The organism is Algibacter mikhailovii, from assembly GCF_014651495.1.
GTDB lineage: Bacteria > Bacteroidota > Bacteroidia > Flavobacteriales > Flavobacteriaceae > Algibacter_E > Algibacter_E mikhailovii.
In genome coordinates this window covers 218,931-236,611 of sequence record NZ_BMWZ01000006.1, presented here as the reverse complement: position 1 = coordinate 236,611, position 17,681 = coordinate 218,931, and the positions used below count along the sequence as shown (strand labels likewise).

Annotated in this window: 13 protein-coding genes; 6 read left to right on the top strand and 7 right to left on the bottom strand. The window is 35.1% G+C overall.

Annotated elements, in window-relative coordinates; genetic code table 11:
- Positions 1–9 precede the first annotated feature (9 nt).
- The 5 genes from aldA to IE051_RS13780 are packed head-to-tail and all read left to right on the top strand — an operon-like array spanning position 10 to position 6,466.
- Positions 10–1,470 carry an aldehyde dehydrogenase gene (gene aldA / locus IE051_RS13800; RefSeq protein ID WP_282121985.1) on the top strand — a complete coding sequence of 487 codons (1,461 nt, stop codon included), beginning with the start codon at positions 10–12 and terminating at the stop codon, positions 1,468–1,470.
- The gene (locus tag IE051_RS13795) at positions 1,470–2,564 is read left to right on the top strand and encodes a mandelate racemase/muconate lactonizing enzyme family protein (protein WP_189361641.1); all 1,095 of its coding nucleotides are present in this window, start codon (positions 1,470–1,472) and stop codon (positions 2,562–2,564) included. The genes aldA and IE051_RS13795 overlap by 1 nt, the downstream gene beginning before the upstream one ends.
- A 42-nt stretch (positions 2,565–2,606) precedes the next feature.
- Positions 2,607–4,355, top strand: a complete 1,749-nt coding sequence (locus IE051_RS13790) for an arylsulfatase (RefSeq protein ID WP_189361638.1) — start codon at positions 2,607–2,609, stop codon at positions 4,353–4,355.
- A 9-nt stretch (positions 4,356–4,364) separates the two neighbouring features.
- Positions 4,365–5,399, top strand: coding sequence for an aldose epimerase family protein (locus IE051_RS13785; RefSeq protein WP_189361636.1), 1,035 nt, complete (start codon positions 4,365–4,367; stop codon positions 5,397–5,399).
- A gap of 53 nt (positions 5,400–5,452) precedes the next feature.
- Positions 5,453–6,466 (top strand): L-rhamnose/proton symporter RhaT, encoded by a 1,014-nt coding sequence (locus IE051_RS13780; protein WP_189361634.1) that lies wholly within the window; start codon positions 5,453–5,455, stop codon positions 6,464–6,466.
- Positions 6,467–6,720: 254 nt separating this feature from the next.
- Here IE051_RS13780 and IE051_RS13775 read toward each other — a convergent pair whose 3' ends face one another.
- The 6 genes from IE051_RS13775 to IE051_RS13750 all read right to left on the bottom strand — a co-directional run bounded on the left by IE051_RS13775 (position 6,721) and on the right by IE051_RS13750 (position 13,033).
- A complete protein-coding gene (locus tag IE051_RS13775; protein WP_229796818.1) occupies positions 6,721–8,025 on the bottom strand; it encodes a TRAP transporter large permease in 1,305 nt (434 codons plus the stop codon).
- A gap of 2 nt (positions 8,026–8,027) precedes the next feature.
- On the bottom strand, positions 8,028–8,519 hold the full coding sequence (locus tag IE051_RS13770) for a TRAP transporter small permease (protein ID WP_189361632.1): 492 nt from the start codon (positions 8,517–8,519) through the stop codon (positions 8,028–8,030).
- Positions 8,520–8,522: 3 nt separating this feature from the next.
- Positions 8,523–9,497 (bottom strand): TRAP transporter substrate-binding protein, encoded by a 975-nt coding sequence (locus IE051_RS13765; protein WP_229796817.1) that lies wholly within the window; start codon positions 9,495–9,497, stop codon positions 8,523–8,525.
- A gap of 13 nt (positions 9,498–9,510) precedes the next feature.
- The gene (gene uxaC / locus IE051_RS13760; protein WP_189361630.1) at positions 9,511–10,920 is read right to left on the bottom strand and encodes a glucuronate isomerase; all 1,410 of its coding nucleotides are present in this window, start codon (positions 10,918–10,920) and stop codon (positions 9,511–9,513) included.
- Positions 10,920–12,110: a mannonate dehydratase gene (uxuA, locus tag IE051_RS13755; protein ID WP_189361627.1), complete on the bottom strand. Its 1,191-nt coding sequence runs from the start codon at positions 12,108–12,110 to the stop codon at positions 10,920–10,922. The genes uxaC and uxuA overlap by 1 nt, the downstream gene beginning before the upstream one ends.
- 95 nt (positions 12,111–12,205) lie before the next feature.
- Positions 12,206–13,033: an SDR family oxidoreductase gene (locus IE051_RS13750; protein WP_189361625.1), complete on the bottom strand. Its 828-nt coding sequence runs from the start codon at positions 13,031–13,033 to the stop codon at positions 12,206–12,208.
- Between the two features lie 251 nt (positions 13,034–13,284).
- Here IE051_RS13750 and IE051_RS13745 point away from each other — a divergent pair, with 251 nt between their 5' ends.
- Complete coding sequence (locus IE051_RS13745; RefSeq protein ID WP_189361623.1) at positions 13,285–14,301, top strand: LacI family DNA-binding transcriptional regulator; 1,017 nt, start codon at positions 13,285–13,287, stop codon at positions 14,299–14,301.
- A gap of 202 nt (positions 14,302–14,503) precedes the next feature.
- On the opposite strand, the gene lacZ is transcribed toward IE051_RS13745, so the two are convergent.
- Entirely contained in the window at positions 14,504–17,680 is a 3,177-nt protein-coding gene (lacZ, locus tag IE051_RS13740; protein WP_189361621.1) for a beta-galactosidase, LacZ type, read from the bottom strand.
- Between the last annotated feature and the right edge of the window lies 1 nt (position 17,681).

Genomic DNA, 17,681 nt, shown 5'->3' with positions numbered 1-17,681 from the left:
TAAAAAATTATGGCAGAAATTAAAGATTACCAATTGTTTATTAATGGTGAATGGAGAACATCAACTTCAGGAGAGACTATAGACATTCTTAGTCCATCAACAGAAGAAGTTGTGGCAAGAGTACAAAATGGTACAGCTGAAGAAGCTTTGGAAGCTTTAAAAGCAGCAGATAAAGCACAAAAAGAGTGGAAAAAATTACCGGCTCGTGAACGTGCTGATTTCTTATATAAATTGGCTGATGAAATTGATGCAAACACAGAGCATTTAGCTGAATTGTTAACAAAGGAACAAGGGAAGCTATTAAAAGTAGCGCGTTTTGAGGTTGCTGTAACCGCTTCATTTATAAGATATGCAGCCGAAGGCGCGAGACGTATTGAAGGTGATATCATTCCTTCTGATAACCCGAATGAACAAATTTGGATTCAAAAGGTACCACGCGGTGTCGTTGTTGCTATTACCGCTTGGAACTTTCCACTAGCCCTAGCAGGTCGTAAATTAGGACCAGCCTTAGTTGCAGGAAATTCAATTGTCATTAAACCAACTTCAGAAACACCAATATCTACCTTAGAACTTGGAAATCTTGCTAATAAAGTCGGTATTCCTAAAGGTGTAATTAATATCTTAACAGGTCCAGGTCGTGCCATGGGTAATGCTTTAGTAGAAAGCCCAATTACTAAAATGGTTACTATGACAGGTTCTACCCCTGTTGGACAGCAAATTGCTCGTAAGGCAGCTGATAATTTAACACATGTTCAATTAGAATTAGGTGGAAAAGCTCCATTTATAGTATTTGAAGATGCTGATATTGACGCTGCAGTTGAATCGGCTTTACATTCTCGATTTGACAACTGTGGACAAGTTTGTACCTGTAACGAACGTATGTATGTACATGAAGATATTTATGATGTATTTATGGAAAAATTCATAGCGGCTACTAAAGAAATTAAAGTAGGCGACCCTATGTTAGAAGATACGGATATGGGACCAAAAGTCAATGCTTCAGAATTAAAGCATATGGAACATTTAGTAGCTGTTAGTCTTGAAGAAGGTGCAACACTCGCTACCGGTGGAAAGCGTCCAACAGGTGCTCAATTTGAAAAAGGTTATTGGTTTGAGCCTACCGTTTTAACAGATGTTACACAAGACATGACCATTGTACACGAAGAATCTTTCGGTCCAATTTTACCCGTATTAAAATTCAAAACCTTTGATGAAGTTATAGGCTATGCCAATGATTGTGAATATGGTTTAGCGGCTATGGTGTTTACCAATGATATGAACACTATTATGAAATGTAATGACGAGCTAGAATATGGCGAAATCTATGTAAATAGAGGTCATGGCGAGCAACATCAAGGTTTTCATAATGGATACAAATTATCTGGATCTGGCGGTGAAGATGGTAAATATGGTTTTGAGCAGTATTTAGAAAAGAAAACGTTCTATGTAAGACACAATCCTAAAAAGTAATGAGTACAAATATATCAAATGTAAAAACGCGTCTGTTTACCGTGCCCTTGCCGGAAGTAATGTCAGATGCTAAGCATGGTGACCACTACCATTTTGAGTTAGTTACAGTAACCATTACCCTCGAAGATGGCAGCGAGGGTACGGGTTACACTTATACAGGTGGCAAAGGAGGCTTTTCAATTAAGGCCATGGTTGAGCATGATTTTGCCGATGCTTTAATAGGAAAAGATGGGACGGATATTGAAGGTATTTATGATTTCTTAGAATGGCATGTGCACTATGTAGGGCGCGGCGGTATAGCATCTTTTGCAATTTCAGCGGTTGACATTGCCCTTTGGGATATTAGATGTAAAAAAGCTGGACAACCCTTATGGAAAATGGCTGGCGGACATGGTAATACTTGTAAGGCGTATTGTGGTGGTATTGATTTAATGTTTCCAATTGAAAAATTATTGGATAATATGAAGGGGTATTTAGCAAGAGGTTTCAATGCTGTAAAAATTAAAATAGGCCGTGAAGACCTTCAAGAGGATTTAGATAGAATCAAAGCTGTTAGAGAATACATTGGTCCAGATGTAACATTCATGGTAGATGCCAACTATTCTATGACCGTTGAAAAAGCAATTAAAGCTATTGAAGGCTTCAAGGAACATAATATTACTTGGTTTGAAGAACCAATTATTCCAGACAATTACAAGGGTTTTGGGGAAATAGTTGATGCCACAGGATTCCCATTAGCCATGGGTGAAAATTTGCATACTATTCATGAGTTTGAGTATGCCTTTGACCAAGCAAAATTATCCTTTGTACAACCTGACGCTTCAAATTGTGGTGGTGTTACAGGTTGGTTGGCAGCTGCAAGATTAGCAGATAAACATGACATCCCAGCTTGTTCTCATGGTATGCAAGAATTGCATGTAAGCTTAGTGTCCTCACAACCTAACTCAGGTTGGTTAGAAGTGCACAGCTTTCCAATAGACGAATATACAACGAGACCTTTGGTTGTTGAAAACTACAGAGCAGTAGCTCCAGATTATCCGGGAGTAGGCGTGATTTTTAATTGGGAAAAATTAGCACCTTTCGAGGAAAAATAAATGATTCAAAGGTTAAAACATATAACCATATATTTTTTGATTATGGCTCCATTATTATGGAGCTGTAGTCAAAAAGAAAAGCCATATACAAAGCCGAATGTTATATTTATTTTAACCGATGATCAAGGTATAGGAGATTTAGGCTGTCATGGAAATCCTTGGTTAAAAACCCCTAATATTGATGCCTTTTATCAAGAATCTGTTCGTTTAACAGATTTTCATGTAAGTCCAGTATGTACACCTACACGTTCTGCATTTATGACAGGACAGTATCCTATTAATAACGGGGCTTGGGCAACTTTTAAAGGAAGAGCGACTTTACATGAAAACACAAAAACCATAGCCGACGTATTTAAAGCGAATGGTTATCAAACAGGTATGTTTGGTAAATGGCATTTAGGAAATAATTATCCGTCAAGACCAACAGACAAAGGGTTTCAAAAAGCAATCCATCATCAATTCGGTGGTATTAGCGAAATCACTGATTATTGGGGAAATGACTATTTTGATGATGTATATTCTAAAAATAATACACCGCAACAATTTGAAGGCTATTGCACAGACGTCTGGTTTAATGAAACAAAGAAATTTATTAAGGCTAATAAGAATAAACCATTTTTTGTATACCTACCCACAAATGCCGCACATTCGCCATTAAATGTCGCTGAAAAATATGCTGAGCCGTATAAGAATCTAGAAGGAAAGGCTTTTCCCAGTGCTAATTTTTACGGCATGATTGCTAATATTGATGAAAATATAGGCCAATTAAATACGTTTTTAAAAGAACAGAATCTTATTGAAAACACCATAGTCATTTTTGCTACTGACAATGGTGGCCAGTTTGGTAATAGTCCGGACAATACTATTGGTTATAATATGGGGTTTAGAGGGCAAAAAGGTGATATTGAGGAAGCAGGACATAGGGTACCATTTTTTATTAGATGGCCTAACGGTGAAATTGAAGGCGGTACAGATGTTAATGTTTTGGCAGCACATATTGACTTACTGCCAACACTTTCTAATTTGTGCGGACTGACCCTACCTGAAAACATGAATATGGATGGTATTGATTTATCTAATGCAATCTATGGAAAATCGGATTCAAATACCAATAGAACCGTTTTTGTGCATAACAACCAAGATTGGAAACCCCCACACCCTACTGCAAAAACATGCATCATGAAAGGGAATTGGCGCCTATTGCATGGTAAAGAACTATATGACATTCAGAAAGATCCACTCCAAAATAATGATATTTCTGATGAGTTTCCTGAAGTAGTCCATCATCTCCTATCTGAAAATAAGGATTTTATAGAAAAAGCACAACAAAGAGAGGAGTATAATAATTTCGCCTACGAGGTTATTGGGAGTGCAAATCAAGAAATCACAAAATTGACCATTCAAAATGCCATTGGCGATCATGGCCCGGTCTGGAAGCAAGAACAAATAGCTAAAGGAATTTATAACAAGAATAATCAATATGCGTTAGAATTCTCAGAGGATGGAAAATATCAAATTTCCTGCAGAAGATGGCCTATAGAAAATTCAGGTTCAATAACCGGAATGCCTAAAACAAATGCTGAGTATCTATTCAATTATAAAACCATTTCTCCTGACAAAATTCGAATAGCACTATTTGGTGAAACTTATGAAAAACCAATTCATGCCGACGCAGAAGAAGTCCTTTTTGAATTGAATTTAGAGGCTGGAAAAACCCTGTTTACAGCAGATTTTATGGAAGGAGATAAAACTTATGGCGTTTATTATATATATGTTAAAAAACTAATCTAAAAGAAACTAATGGCAGAAACTAAAAGCACTTTCGGGAATTATCAAAATCAAGATATTTATTTATATACCTTATCCAATGATACAGGTATGGAACTTAAAATAACGAATTATGGCGCCACAATTACCTCATTCATTGTTCCAAATAAGAATGGAACATTACAAAATATTGTGTGTGGTTTTGATACTCTGGAGGGCTATTTTTCAGATGTTTACCAAGGAAACTCCCCATATTTTGGTTGTACGGTTGGTAGGTATTGCTCTCAAATAAAAGATTCAAAGTTTACTTTAAATGGAGAAACTTTTCAATTAGCAGATAACTGTGGAGATAATAATTTACATGGCGGGATTGTTGGATTTGACAAGAAAATATGGCAAGTTGAAAATGTTGATAAGTCGTCAATTAAAATGACACTTCAAAGCAAAGACCTAGAAGAGGGATTTCCAGGAAATGTAGATGTCTCCGTGATTTTTAGATTGAGTAATGATAACGAATTATGTATTGACTATACAGCAATGCCTGATGCAGATACTCCCTTATCATTAACTAATCACACCTACTTTAATTTATCAAGTTTTACAGAAACCGTTGAAAACCATATAGCACAGGTCAATACTGATAAACGTTTGGCTATGGATGAAACCGGAGCTGCTACAGGTGAAATTGTAAACCTTGAAGGGCAAGTAGATGATTTAAGAGTGGGACAACGTATTGGGGATGTGCATGATGCTATGGGAGATGGATTTGAAAACTTTTATATTTTTGATAATCCCAATGAAGACCTAAAGCATGTGGCTTCCATCTCAAGCAGCGATAATGGACTCAGTCTTGATGTATCAACAACAGAGCCCTGTATGTTGCTTTATACTGGTAAATACACCTCCAATGAATTAGCAAGAGAAAACGGAGAACAGTATGGTAAATATCGTGGTTTCTGTTGCGAAACACATCGTTATCAAAATGGACCTAATATTCCAGGTTCACCAAAATCTATAACAAAAGCGGGAGAAACCTTTAAAAGTAAAACCGTTTTTAAAATTTCATAAAATAACACTTGAAAAAAGAACATAAACTAAGTATTCACTAAACCACCAAAATTATGATTGAAGGCGTATTATTAGCAATTTTTGCAGGATTGATGTTGGGATTATATGCACTCCCTGAAAAATTTACTAAAGATTTTAAATACGAAAATACCTGGAGTCTTTTCTTTCTACTAACCATGTTTGTTGTGCCCATTATAGCATCTGTAAGTTTAATTAATGGCTTCGGAGATATTTTTGGAAATATGCCAACAGATATTTGGATTAAGATGGGCTTAACTAGTTTCCTCTGGGGAATAGGTGTTATGATGTGGGGAAAAGCCATTAACCATATTGGTCTGTCTTTAGGTTTCTCACTATTCATAGGTACTATTCTTTTAGTTGGATCCTTACTACCCTATTTGGAAGAAGCATTACCTGCATCAAACATTTTTATAACCATATTAATTGGCCTTTTTGTAGTTCTAATAGGTGTTTTTGCCAATGGAAAAGCAGGATTAATTAGAGAAAAAGATGAAGTAGAAGCAGGTGAAAAGAATGATGGTAAAGGGTCAATGCTTACTGGAATATTAATTGCTGTAGTTGGAGGTTTATTAGCCACAGGTTTTAGTTATGCCAACGCTGCCGGAAGACCTTACTTACACGAAGCTTGTCAAGCCGCTGGCAATCCGGAATGGGTAACGGCTGTTGCTGTAATGTTTCCTATTTTTATTAGTGGCGGTATTGTTATGACCGCGTATTTCTTATGGCAATTATCTCAGAAAAAAGCTTGGGCAGATTTTAAAACCCCAGCATTTAGTAAAAACTTTGTCCTTATTTTAATAATGGCTGTATTCCATTATGCGGCATCAGCTTTATTTGCTTACGCGGCTTATAAGCTGGGAGAGAGCGGCAATACCGTTGGTTATGCCATATTTAATACCTCTTGTGTTGTAACAGCAATTATTAGCGGATTAATCACTAAAGAATGGGTTAAAGCTTCAGTCAAAGCGAAAGGCTTTTTATATTTTGGGCTTACTTGTATGGTTCTAGGTATCCTTATCGTTGCTTATAGTAATAGTTTAAAATAAGGATAGATATTTTAGTCCAATATTCTCGGTAAGACTTTATTGGACGTTAAACAATATTTTACACCAAACGAATAATGGGTCATAGGTAAAACTTATGGTCTCTAAACAAAAAAACAAACAGAACTACACTTGTATGTATAGTTCTGTTAGTTTTTTTATGCCTAATTAATTATATTTTTTTTACTTCTAAATAACCATTGATTTCATTTTAATTAATCTATGGTTTTAGACTAAAACATGTAAGCACGTTGTTCTTACAAACCAAATAGCCTTGGTAAAAACATAGAAATTTCTGGTATAAAGCTAATTAGCATTAAAACAGCAACCATAATTGCTAAAAATGGCAATAGCGGCCTTATCACCTGTGTCACCGAAACCTTTGCCACACCACTACCTACAAATAGTAAGGTCCCCACAGGAGGCGTACAAATACCAATACATAAATTTAATACAATAACAATCCCAAAATGTACAGGATCCATACCCAAAGTTGTAACTACAGGAAGGAAAATAGGTGTAAAAATTAATACTGCAGGGGTCATATCCATAAAAGTTCCAATGACCAATAAAATAATATTAATAGCCAAAAAGATGGCGAATTTATTATTTAAAGATTCTAGTAAAAATGTACTAATCAACTCAGGAATACCCTCAAAAGAAAACAACCAAGACATGGCCATAGAGGTACAAATTAAAAACATCACCACAGCCGTTGTTTTGGCACTAGATAAAAGTACCGAAGGAAAATCTTTCATTTTCATATCTCCATACATTAATGCTAAAACAGCAGCATATAAAACCGCTATAACCGAAGCTTCCGTTGCGGTAAAAATACCTGCAACAATGCCCCCAACCACGATGAAAAGTAGTAATAAACTAAAAAAGGCTTTTCTAAAAAACGTCCAAATTTCTAACAAAGTAGATCGTTTACCTTTTGAATAACCTTTACTGATAGCAATAAAAGCAACATAGCCCATAATGGCTAAACCTAATAAAATACCTGGTAAATACCCCGCAATAAATAATGCTGCTACTGAAGCTGTTCCGCCACTAGCTAAGGCATACACTATCAAAATATTACTAGGTGGAATTAGTAAACCCGTGGTAGAGGCTGTAATATTCACAGAAGCACTTATTGTACGCGGATAGCCCTCCTCTTCCATTCTGTCGGTCATTATGGAACCAATAGCCGATGCAGCAGCAACAGCAGACCCTGAAATGGCCCCAAATAACATAGAAGCCAAGATATTAACATATGCGAGGCCTCCGGGAAGACTTGCCACTAATGACTTAGCAAAATTGATAAGCCTATTGGCAATACCACCACGCTTCATAATATCACCAGCCAAGATAAAAAATGGAATGGCTAACAAGGCAAAACTATCAATACCCGTAGTCATACGCTGTGCAATTGTAGTTAACCCCGGTAGTTTATCTATATTCAATAATAAACTCAATGTAGTAGCAATACCAATACTATAGGCCACCGGTACTTTCATCAATAAAAGTCCGAAGAAACTAATAAACAAAACGATAATACTTATAACTTCTATACTCATAATTAATTATTGATTTTGTTTTTTAAAATATTTGAAATGTGATATACAGAAAAGCACATAATTAAAAACCCACTAAAAGGTAATATGGCATAAACATAACCCAAAGGAATTCTTAATGTACCTGATAGCTGCTCTAAAATTAATGTGGTATACACCAAATTTAAGCCTCCAACAACCATAACGATAAGTGCAAAAAGGAATATTAACACCTCGATAAGGATAGATGCTTTTTGTTTGTTGACATCAGAGAATTTGTCATATAAAAAATCCATAGATAAATGCTCCTGCTTCCCATTGAGATAAGCGGCTCCTAAAATAGTCATCCATATTAAGGCAAATCGAGCAAACTCCTCTGTCCAAGTGAAAGACTCTCCTAAAAGGTATCTTGAAAACACCTGAAAAAGAACATCCAAAACTAAAAGCGCAAAGATGATGATCATAAAGATCTCAAGAATGCGACTCACTTTATTAAAAATAAGTTCCGATTTATTCATGTATTAATTATTTTTAATTTTATTTATTATTGGTGCCATTTCAGGAAATTCCTTCGCAAATTCTTCAACTACAGATTTTGATTTTTCTGCAAATAATGATTTGTCAGGAATAATAATCTCTACACCAGCTTCTTTAGCTATTTTCATAGATTCATCAACAGAATCGCTCCAAAATTTCTTTTGAGCTTGCGCTGATTCATCGGCAGCCTCCTGAACCCATACTTTTTCTTCTTCTGTTAGATTATCCCAATACTTCGTTCCTATCAATAGCACATCTGGAACAGATGAATGCTGATCAATAGTATAATATTTACTAATTTCATAATGATTTGAAGACACAAAAGATGGTGGGTTGTTTTCCGCGCCATCAACAACACCTTGTTGTATAGCAGTATATAGTTCTCCATAGGCCAATGGTGTGGCAGAACCGCCCATAGAATTCACCATATTAATGGCCATTTGATTATTCATTACTCTAATTTTTAAACCTTTAAGATCATCAGGTGTTCTTATGGCTTTATTACTCGTATAGAAACTTCTACTTCCTGCATCATAGTAACAAAGTCCACGCAGCCAAAACTTACTTCCTTTCTCCAATATGGACTTGCCTATTTCGCCTTCTAAAACATCAAATTGATGATTCTTATCACGAAATAAATAGGGAATTCCCAAAATATGGTACTCAGGTACAAAATTAGATAAGGTCGCGGCACTAACTTTGGTTGCAGCTACAGAACCTATTTGTAATAATTCTAAAACTTCACGTTCTGAACCTAACTGCGCATCCGGGAAAATTTTAACTTTTAAAGTACCTTTTGACTTTAATTCTAAGGCCTTCTGAAACTCTAAAATCCCTTTATGAACAGGATGTGTTTGCGGTAAAGTATGACCTAAATAAAGCATCTTAGTGCCATCCTCTTTCTTACAAGACATAAAACTTGTCAAAAGAATAACAAGGAGCATTATTTTATTTTTCATAGAACACTATTGTTTAATTAAACTTGAAATAGTTAACTGCATTATTATAACAAATATCTTGAATGATTTTCCCTAAGAAGTCTATATCATTTGGCACTAAACCTTTGTTTAAATCTTCGGCAATCAAATTACATAAAATTCTTCTAAAGTATTCATGCCTTGGAAAAGATAGTAAGCTACGACTATCGGTTAACATACCCACAAACCGAGTCAATAGTCCCATATTTGATAGGGTATTCAACTGCTTTTCCATGCCATCTTTTTGATCTAGAAACCACCATCCAGAGCCCCATTGCATCTTACCAGGTACGTCACCATTTTGGAAATTTCCCATCATAGTTGCGAACACTTCATTTTGAGCCGGGTTTAAATTATAAGTTATGGTTTTAGCTAATTGGTCCTCAGATTCCAATTTGTTGAAGAGTACAGACATTCCCTTAGCATGGCTTGAGTCACCAATAGAATCAACGCCCGCATCTAAACCAATTTGCCCCAACAACCTACTATTATTATTACGTATAGCGCCTAAATGAAATTGTTGTACCCACCCATTGGCATGATACATTTTACAAATTTCAAGTAACAGGAATGAAGCGAACAAATTAGATTCTTCCAAGGAAATTTCTAAACCTTTTAGTCGTTTTTGTAAAATCGTATTGGCTTCTTCTTTGCTGAAATCATAAGCATAGATCTGCTCCAATCCGTAATCAGATAGTCTACAACCGTGATCATGAAAATAATCAATTCTACTTTGTACAGCGTTTATAAGGTCATCTGCATTATCTATAGAAAAACCAACACAGGTTCCCAATTTCAAGATATAATCCGAATACGTATCCTTTTCAATGGAAAGTAATGCATCTGGTCTAAATGTTGGGAATACTTTAGTAAATATCTTTTTATCAGCAATAGCCTTATGATATTTCAGACTATCAATAGGGTCATCTGTAGTACAAATAACCTCAACATTCATCTGCTCTAGTAATTGAGATGGCGTTTTTGACGCTAATACATTATTGGCTTTAGCATATATTTCAGAAGCACTACTAGCTTGTAATATATCATCAATATTAAAATAGCGTTTTAGCTCTAAATGCGTCCAGTGAAATAGTGGATTTCTTAACGTGTAAGGAACGGTTTCAGCCCATTTTTTAAACTTCTCCTCCTTTGCCGTATCACCAGTAATAAAAGCTTCATCAACGCCATTGGCTCGCATAGCACGCCACTTATAGTGATCGCCATCTAGCCAAGCATCTGTAATATTCCTTAAAGGCAAATCTTCAGCAATTTGCTTTGGAGATAAGTGATTATGATAATCTATAATGGGCATTGCTGCCGCGTAATTGTGATACAAAATTTCTGCCTCCTTAGAATTAAGCAGAAAATTATCAGATATAAACAAATCAGATTTTATAGCAGACATTAGTTTAAGCTTTTAGAAATACCAAACTCCAAACCTCTCAGTTCTGCTAAACCTCTTAGTCTGCCAATCCCAGAATACCCCGGGTTTGTTTTTTTATGTAAATCATCCAACATTTGATGGCCATGATCTGGACGCATAGGCATCTTTAAATCTTTACGCCCGTCTAATTGCCTTTTTCTTTGTTCTAAAATTAACGCTTTCATAACCCCATACATATCAACATCGCCCTCCAAATGGTTGGCTTCATAAAAATTACCAAAGGCATCGCGCTGGGTCGCTCTTAAATGAATAAAATGGATTCTATCTCCCAAACGCTCCACCATGCCCGGTAAATCATTATCTGGACGAACACCAAAAGAACCAGTACAAAATGTTAAACCATTATTTGGACTATCAACCGCATCATACAAATCACGAATATCTTGCTCCGTACTAACCACTCTAGGCAATCCTAAAATTTGGAACGGAGGATCATCCGGATGTATACACATTAATATTCCTGCCTTTTCAGCAGCAGGAATAATTTCCTTCAAAAAGGAAAAAAGATGGTTTTTCAACTCTTTTGGACCAATATTACTATAGGTCGCCAAGATTTGATTAAACTCTTCCAAGGTATACCCCTCCTCTGCTCCAGGTAATCCTGCAATAATATTTTTTATAAGTAAGGGTTTATCAGCATCACTCATGGTTTTAAACATCGCTTCCGCCCTTTCCAATTCTTCAGCTGAATAACCCGCTTTTGCTCCTGGTCTTTTTAATAAAAACACTTCAAAAACAACAAAAGCCGTAGCATCAAAACGAAGCGCTCTAGACCCATCTTCAACTTCAAAATCTAAACTCGTTCTCGTCCAATCTAAAACAGGCATAAAGTTGTAACAAACAGTATCTATACCACAAGCTCCTAAATTAGTCAGCGTTTGCTTATAATTCTCAATATACTTCTGAAAATTCCCTGTTTGCGTTTTAATATCTTCATGAATGGGAACACTTTCTACCACAGACCATGAAAGTCCAGCTTGTTCAATGAGTGCTTTTCGCTCTTTAATATCCTCTATTGACCATACTTCGCCATTCGCAATTTGATGTAAAGCTGAAACAATACCGGTAGCCCCAGCTTGTTTAATATCTAAAAGAGAAACGGGATCGTTTGGCCCGTACCACCTCCATGTTTGTTCTAATTTTAAATCCATTTTATAAATACCTACCTTGTGTTATTAGACAGGATTTTTTCTTTATTATTCAATTGTTCTTAAAGCCATCTATGCTAAAAATTTCAACAAAACTTTTAAACGCCACTGTAGGCCGCAAATCCACCATCAATTGGTACAACCACGCCAGTAACAAATTTTGCACCATCACCGCATAACCAAAGCGTTGTTCCAACCAAATCTTCAGGTTCGCCATAGCGTCCCATTGGAGTTTGATCAATAATTTGTTGTCCTCTTTGTGTTAAACTACCATCAGATTCTGTTAATAATGTTCTATTTTGATCTGTCAAAAAGAAACCGGGAGCTAGAGCATTTACTCGAATACCAACTTTAGAAAAATGCACTGCTAACCATTGGGTAAAATTTGAAACCGCAGCTTTTGCTCCACTGTATGCTGGTATTTTGGTTAAAGGTGTAAAGGCATTCATTGAGGAGATGTTTAATATACTACACCCTGCTTTTCCAACCATGTCTTCGGCAAAAACTTGAGTTGGAAGCAATGTGCCAATGAAATTCAAATCAAAGGTAAATTTAATCCCATTTGGATCTAAATCGAAAAACGTTTTAAACCCTTCCTCTTTATTTAATAAATCTTCCTGCTCTAAATACGGATTAGAGGTAGTTCCTAAAGGATGATTACCACCGGCGCCATTAATTAAAATATCACATGCACCCAATTCATTATTTACAATTTCTTTGGCCTTAATTAAAGATTCCTTTTCTAAAACATTAGCGGCAACACCTAATGCAACACCTCCATCGGCTTTAATCTCCTCCGCCACGCTATTTGCAGCTTCTATTCTTAAATCTAGAACGGCTATTTTATGACCTTCCTTAGCTAATGACTTTGCTAGAGTACTACACAATACGCCTCCTGCACCTGTTAAAACTATTACTTTACTCATACTTTAAATTCTATTATTAAATCACATTATGCAATCGATTACGCAAATATATTTAATTGCATGCAGCTACACAAATGTTTTTCCTATAAATCATCCTATTCCCAAGAATATTAATCCATAGCTCATCATCCACGCTTTGGGTTAAATATTAAAGCTGATGATATAAGCATAAAAATAAGCAATCGATTACATTTCTAGTTTCTAGAAAAATAACTTACTTTTAGAGTCTCATTTAAACGACACCATCTAATTTGAAGAAAAAAACTACCATATATGATATTGCCGAGAAACTTGGCATTACGGCAGCTACAGTTTCTAGAGCCTTAAATAATAATTCTAAAATAAGTGAAACAACAAAAAAGCTCGTTTTAAAAACAGCCGTTGAAATGAACTACGAGCAAAATAAGTTAGCTCTAGCGCTTAAAAGTGGTAAAAGCTATAATGTTGGTGTTGTTGTACCACGAATTGACATGAACTTTTTTGGATCAATTATTAGGGCCATTGAAGATGAATTAGCTCCAAAAGGGTATCATATTATAATATGTCAAACCCATGGTGATGAAAGTAAAGAAAACGAAAGTATAGACACTTTACTAAATGCCCAAGTTGATGGTATTTTAATTTCCTCTTCAAACAAAGAAATAGAGCCTTTTAATCGTGTGCTCGCCAAAAACATTCCTCTTGTATTTTTTGATAGAAAAAAAACAATGAAAGGCGTAAGTTCTGTTGTTATAGATGATTTTGAAGGTGGCTATAACGCAACCTTGCATTTAATTAAGCAGGGTTACACTAGGATAGCCCATTTATCAGGTAATCGCTCTATTGAAATTTATAAAAATCGCTATTTGGGATACAAACAAGCGCTTATTGATAACGGCTTAGAATTTAATGAAGATTATGTAATTCAAACTTCGAGTGATCGAATTTCAGGCAGTAACAGCTTAAAATCGTTATTAAAATTAAATCCGGCGCCTAATGCTATTTTTTCTGCCAGTGACTTAGCAGCTCTAGGGGCTATTCAAGAATTAAAATTGAAGCATATTAAAGTACCTAATGAGTTTGCTGTTGTAGGCTTTAGTAATGAGCCTTTTACTAAATTTATGGAGCTTTCTATATCAACTGTAGATCAATCCCCTTTAGAAATGGGTAAAATAGCTGCTCAAGTCTTTTTAGAACAGGTGGCTTCAACTACAGACGAAAAAATTGAAAAAAACATTGTATTGCCAACGGAACTCATTATTAGAAAATCATCTGCCTTAGTAGATTAATTCTAATGTTACAAAATTTCTTAACGCATTGGCCTATACCACATTTTTAATATCCTTTCATATATAGAGTACTTCTTAATAAAATCTAAATATTTACTACCCTTACTCATCAACAAATGTACGCAGTATTTGTAAACTCAATTCTATGCACTTTCAACGGGGCAATAAAAGCTTCTCGTTTATTCCTATTAATGTTAATTTATCAATTTTCACTCGGCACCATCCAATAACTATAATAATAATCCTGGTACGGCAACATATATTCTGGCCTAGGCAAAGTTCCCCAGCTGTTTACACATGCAACGCCAGAAGTGAATCCATCTATATTTAAGTACACCTCTTCTCTGGGGTTTAATAATCTACCATGTTTTTGTGTGGTTTTTTTACTTATACCCGAGTCTAAATCTTCCGTTTTAAAGTGAGAGGCAGAAAAATTTAATAATTCTTTTCCATAAAAACGTATTGCTATACCTTTAGAGTTTGAGAACTCAACCCACCTAATATCAGTTCTATTCCCATTATCCTGTGGTCTAGCATACATAGTAAACAAGTCTTTAACTTCGCTGGAATAGAGCCCTACATCGGTAGAGTTTTTTCTATCTATATAAGATTCATCCGGACCTCTCCCATACCATTTCGTATGGTTAAAATCATTTGATAATTCAAATTCATTTCCGAATTTATAGATATTGGCGTGTTCATTCTTTTTTAATTTGTTCTGCATTCTAGCACCAATATTAGCCTTCCCCTTTAGGGCTTTAAAATCATTTTCAACCTTAATCACACCATTAGAAGCCACAAGGTATGTTTGCGTAAATAACGCATCTCCGTTAAGCATTTCCTGAATAAAAGTTAACTTTACATTGTGTTCTGATTTTTCTATTTGGTTTAACACATTATGATTTTCTTTACCTTGCTTTAGCCATTCTCTATATATCTTAGGTGTGTTTGCACCATAATCATTATCCACTGGGGCACGCCAAAAATTAATCTGGGCTCCTTTTGAAATAATGGCTTCGCCATGATATATATATGAAGCAATTGTTCCAGATGTCTTACTAAACTCAATTTGAAAGACATCATTAGATATTTTAATACTGCCTTCGGACTCTTTTGTAATTAAACTAGTATTATCTAATTCAGGTTCAGTAATATTGATCTCTTCAGAATTTAATAAAAATTGATCCCGAGCAATTTCTAAACCAGATTCCATTAAAGGTTCTGATTCTTTTAATTTCACAGAAAGATTAAGAAAATATTCCTTATTCTTCGTAACACTTGTTTTAAAAGGAATTTCAACTACACTGCTTTGCTGAGGTTGAATATCTAAAGTATTAATTACACCCTTTTCTATAACTATTCCATTTTCCATTACATTCCAATCCAATGTGTAATTGGATAAGTCTCTGTAGAAATACCAGTTTTTAAGTTTTACTTCATTTAGTTTTAATTGCTCTTTATAGAATTTAATATTTTGCATGATCTTTTTAGCCTCATACATATGCGGATTAGGTGTTTTATCTGCTTGAATTAATCCGTTGTTTAAGAAATTATGATCACTGGGAGTTCCTTTTGGTCCAAAATCGCCGCCATAAGCAAAATAAGGTCGTCCATGTTTTTCTGCTAACAGTCCTTGGTCTTGATAATCCCAAATAAATCCGCCCTGAAGCTTGTCATAGGATTCAAATAAATCCCAATATTCTTTAAAACCGCCTAAACTGTTACCCATGGCATGGGCATATTCGCATAATATAAATGGACGCTCTTGACTATCATCCTTAGCATAATCCTCTATGGTTTTGTATTTAGCATACATAATTCCAATAACATCTGTATTCCACTCATATAACGCTCGCTCATAATGAACAAATCGCGTAACATCAAGTTCCTTTGCTCTTAAGTAGGTATTATAAAAATTATAGCCATTACCGGCTTCGTTTCCTAAAGACCAACAAATAATTGAAGGATGGTTTCTATCTCTTAGAATCATTCGTTCTGTACGTTCCATATGAGCCAAAAGCCAATCTGGTTTATTTCCTAATGTTTCTGATAAATTATATCCAATTCCATGAGACTCAATATTAGCTTCATCATACACATAAATACCATATTGATCGCATAACTCATACCAATAAGGATCATTTGGATAATGACATGTTCTTACTGCATTAATATTATGGGCTTTAAATATTTTTATGTCCTCAAGCATACTTGTTCTACTTATCACATGCCCACTTTTATAATCATGCTCATGCCTATTTACCCCTTTAATAAGAATAGGTTGGCCATTAACCAACACTTGACCGTTTTCAATTTTGATATTTCTAAAACCTATCTGTCGCGTTGTAGATTCTAAAACACGTCCCTTTTTATCTAATAAATCAATAGTCAGTTTGTATAGGCTTGGCGTTTCGGCTGTCCAATGCATTACATTTGGTATAACTTTTTCAAAATTTAAAGCTGATGATGTCTTAGCTTCAATTTCTATTGATTTTGAGGCCTTGTAGACTTCCTTTGATTCGCTTTCCAATAGAATATTAATATAACCTGATGCCTTCTTTGCATTTGAATTGGCCACATCTATTTTAAAGTCAAACAGTCCATTTTGATAGTTTTGATCTAAATCTGAAACTATCACAAAATCCTGAATATGAACTTTAGGCGTTGCATATAAATATACATCACGCTCTATACCTGAGAGTCTCCAAAAATCTTGATCTTCGAGATAACTGCCATCACACCAACGATATACTTCTAGAGCAATAGTATTTTTGCCATTTTTGAGGTAATTTGTAATATCAAATTCTGCAGGCAACTTAGAGCCCTGGCTATAGCCCACTTTTTCTCCATTAATCCAGATAAAAAAAGCTGATTTCACTGCGCCCAAATGAATGGTGATTTTTTTACTTTCCCAATTCTCTGGGATATCAAATGTTCTTTTATAAGATCCAACAGGATTATAACCATCTGGAATTTGAGGGGGATTGGGTTTATCATTAAAACTAAAAGGATAAGGAATATTGGTATAAATTGGAACCCCATAACCTTCTAACTCCCAGTTTGATGGTACAGGTATATTTTTCCAATCTTCTACATCATAACCTTCTTTATAGAATTCTGTTGGTCTATTTTCTGGATTTCTGGTCCATTTAAACTTCCATAATCCATTTAAAGATTTGTAATTGTTAGAAGCCTGTATATTATTTGCTTGAGCTAAGTCTTTGGTCTCAAATGCAAAAAATGTCGCCCTAGCAGGTAATTTATTGATTTCAACAATATTAGGATTTTCTATTACATCCCTTAATGATTGTCCATAGTTCAATAGGTATGATGAAATACAAATTATACTTAACCCAATTGTTTTGAAAGATACTTTCATA

Bases quoted from the DNA above. Each gene is read 5' to 3' on its own strand.
- aldA (WP_282121985.1), top strand. From the start codon at position 10: ATGGCAGAAATTAAAGATTACCAATTGTTTATTAATGGTGAATGGAGA.
- IE051_RS13795 (WP_189361641.1), top strand. From the start codon at position 1,470: ATGAGTACAAATATATCAAATGTAAAAACGCGTCTGTTTACCGTGCCC.
- IE051_RS13790 (WP_189361638.1), top strand. From the start codon at position 2,607: ATGGCTCCATTATTATGGAGCTGTAGTCAAAAAGAAAAGCCATATACA.
- IE051_RS13785 (WP_189361636.1), top strand. From the start codon at position 4,365: ATGGCAGAAACTAAAAGCACTTTCGGGAATTATCAAAATCAAGATATT.
- IE051_RS13780 (WP_189361634.1), top strand. From the start codon at position 5,453: ATGATTGAAGGCGTATTATTAGCAATTTTTGCAGGATTGATGTTGGGA.
- IE051_RS13775 (WP_229796818.1), bottom strand. From the start codon at position 8,025: ATGAGTATAGAAGTTATAAGTATTATCGTTTTGTTTATTAGTTTCTTC.
- IE051_RS13770 (WP_189361632.1), bottom strand. From the start codon at position 8,519: ATGAATAAATCGGAACTTATTTTTAATAAAGTGAGTCGCATTCTTGAG.
- IE051_RS13765 (WP_229796817.1), bottom strand. From the start codon at position 9,497: ATGAAAAATAAAATAATGCTCCTTGTTATTCTTTTGACAAGTTTTATG.
- uxaC (WP_189361630.1), bottom strand. From the start codon at position 10,920: ATGTCTGCTATAAAATCTGATTTGTTTATATCTGATAATTTTCTGCTT.
- uxuA (WP_189361627.1), bottom strand. From the start codon at position 12,110: ATGGATTTAAAATTAGAACAAACATGGAGGTGGTACGGGCCAAACGAT.
- IE051_RS13750 (WP_189361625.1), bottom strand. From the start codon at position 13,033: ATGAGTAAAGTAATAGTTTTAACAGGTGCAGGAGGCGTATTGTGTAGT.
- lacZ (WP_189361621.1), bottom strand. From the start codon at position 17,680: ATGAAAGTATCTTTCAAAACAATTGGGTTAAGTATAATTTGTATTTCA.